We start from the raw sequence: 2,260 nt of genomic DNA, 5'->3' as shown, positions 1-2,260 counted from the left end.
GTACGGAGGTCCTCTGCGGCGATGGAGACGACGTGGGTGTCGCCGGCGGTCGAGCGGTCGATCTCGTAGGTCGCGAAGTCACCCTGCACGAGAGTCTCGTTGTCACCTGCGAAGGAGAGTCGCGGGTCGTCCGAGGAGGAGATACTGAACGCGACACTTTGCGAGACACCGTTGACGTAGAGGTCACCAAACGGTTCGTCGTCTTCGGCGAGGACGAGGTACTCGTAGTCACCGGCCTTCTCGACTTCCTGAAGGTCCTGAATCAGGTAGAACGTGTCACTCGGGTTGTTCGCGTCGTTCAGCAATGTCCGGTCGCCGACGCCCGGGGCGTCGACGTTCTTCCCCTCGGGGACGAGGTTCCGGATGGCGTTCGCGCTGTCGGGGAACTCCTCGATAGCCTCCTCGCGGGTGAGGAGTCCGTCGGTGATAACCGACCCGGACTCCGGATCGATGAGGAACACTTCGGCGCGTTCGGCACCGACGAAGTTGACGTCGAAGCGGACGATGACGAACTCGTCTTCCTCGACGGAACCGCCCTCGTCGATACGCTGGCCGTTCTGGTTGAGGATCTCGACGCGGGTGATGCGCGGCTCTTGGACGATGACGACGTTGCCATCGCGGGTGCCGTCGTCGGAGTAGACACCAGTATCCTGGTCGCTCGGGATCGTCTGGTTCAGGTCGAGGGTCTCACCCTCGGCCCCACCACTGTCGACGCCGATGAGCGTCTCACTGGTGAAGCCCACGAAGCGGGTGTCCTGTTCGCCCTGGAAGATCGTCGCACCGGGCCCGATGCTACCGGTACTGCCGGTCAGTCGTTGCTGGGCGGGGACGAGATACTGTGTCCCGTCACGGGCGACGACGACGTCACCCTCGTTGAGTGTGAGGCTGTCGCTCGATGGGTTGTACAACTGGTTGGCGGATGCCCCCCGTTTGATGATACCGACGTCGACAGCGGTGCCGTCGGGGCCACCTCGGAGGACTTGGTTGAAGACGGTTCCTGGCGGTGCCTCCGAGACGGCCGGCAGCTCCTGTGAGGCTGCTGTCCCGGCGAAGGCGATGGTCCCGGCGAACACCGACGTCACCATGAGAACGGACAGCACCACTGCCCGTACTCGTCGGTTGACGTCGGTGCGGCGCGAGGACCGCCCGGGTCGATCGGTTCTGATAGTGGATCTCATAGTCTGTGCAAGTGTCGACTCGTCTTCCGACTGCCGCCTGCGACGAGCCGTCTGGATGACAGCGGCGTCGATGGCGACGGGGCCGAGTCTCGCCAATCGAGAGAGCGGATGCTCCGCTGACGAGAGGGTCGGCGTCTGGACGGGGAACGAGTCGACCTCGGCGAGAAGAAGTACATCAGGTGCTTGTAAATACTTTCTGTCGGTCGGACCTCCGACGGTGTCCGATTCGCCCGGTGACGGGCGGTTCGACGGGGAGAGAGCGATCGCTCTCGGTGGAGTCAACGTACTAAAAAAATCCGACCGGTCGGATGAACCGCTTAGTTCGTGCGGCGGCGCATCGCTAGGAGGGCGGCGGCAGCCAACATGGCGAGTGCGGCGGCGAGCACGCCGAAGCCGGGCGACTCGGTCTCGGTCGTCGTGGGCTCGGGCGTCGGCTCGGGCGTCGGAGTCGGCTCTTCGGTCGTCGGCTGAGCCGTCTCGGTCTCGGTCGGGGTTGCAGTCTCTTCGCCGGGCGTTTCGGTCTCGGTCGGCTCCTCGCGCTGCTCGACGACTTCGACCATCACGGTGGTGATGGTCTCACCGTCGTCGGCGCGGAGCGTGTAGGTGCCTGCCTCGGCGTCCGAGGGGACCGGGATACTGGTCGACCACATGCCGTCGGTACCCCAGTCGTCGGCGACGCCGACGTCGAAGTTCTCGGCGGTCGGGCCGCGGATCATCTCGAGGACGATGGTGTTGTCGTCGGGGCGGAGGTTCGTCACGCCCTCGATCGCCATCGTCTCACCGAGTGCGACCGGCTGGACGCCGCTCGCGTTGTCACCCGCGCCCTCTGCGTAGACGTTGCGGATGACCGTGTCGGCGTCCGTGAACTCGAACTCGGTCTCGACGAGAAGGTCGTCGGACCCTTCGTTGTCGATGGATGCCTCCCGGATGAGCTCAACCGCCTGCTCCTGGGTCAGACCGCGTTCTTCGAGGTCGTTCAGGTAGGTGGTGAACTCGCCGACGGAGCGCTGGGTCTCGCCACCGAAGGCGTTGTCACGGGCGGGGCTGATGATGAAGCCACGCACGTTGCCCTCTTCGATGAG

Annotated in this window: 2 protein-coding genes; both read right to left on the bottom strand. The window is 64.7% G+C overall.

The window, feature by feature from the left end; translation table 11 throughout:
* The coding region (locus BSG17_RS25760; RefSeq protein ID WP_211609351.1) for a surface glycoprotein at nt 1-1,100 on the bottom strand (1,100 nt) is incomplete at its 3' end.
* 395 nt (nt 1,101-1,495) lie between these two features.
* Nucleotides 1,496-2,260 (bottom strand): PGF-CTERM sorting domain-containing protein (locus BSG17_RS27415; RefSeq protein ID WP_244531724.1); only part of this gene is annotated, 765 nt, incomplete at its 5' end.

The sequence above is a fragment of the Halogranum amylolyticum genome (assembly GCF_900110465.1).
Lineage (GTDB): Archaea > Halobacteriota > Halobacteria > Halobacteriales > Haloferacaceae > Halogranum > Halogranum amylolyticum.
The sequence above is the reverse complement of the archived record's forward strand: the minus strand, read 5'-3'. Positions and strand labels throughout refer to the sequence as shown.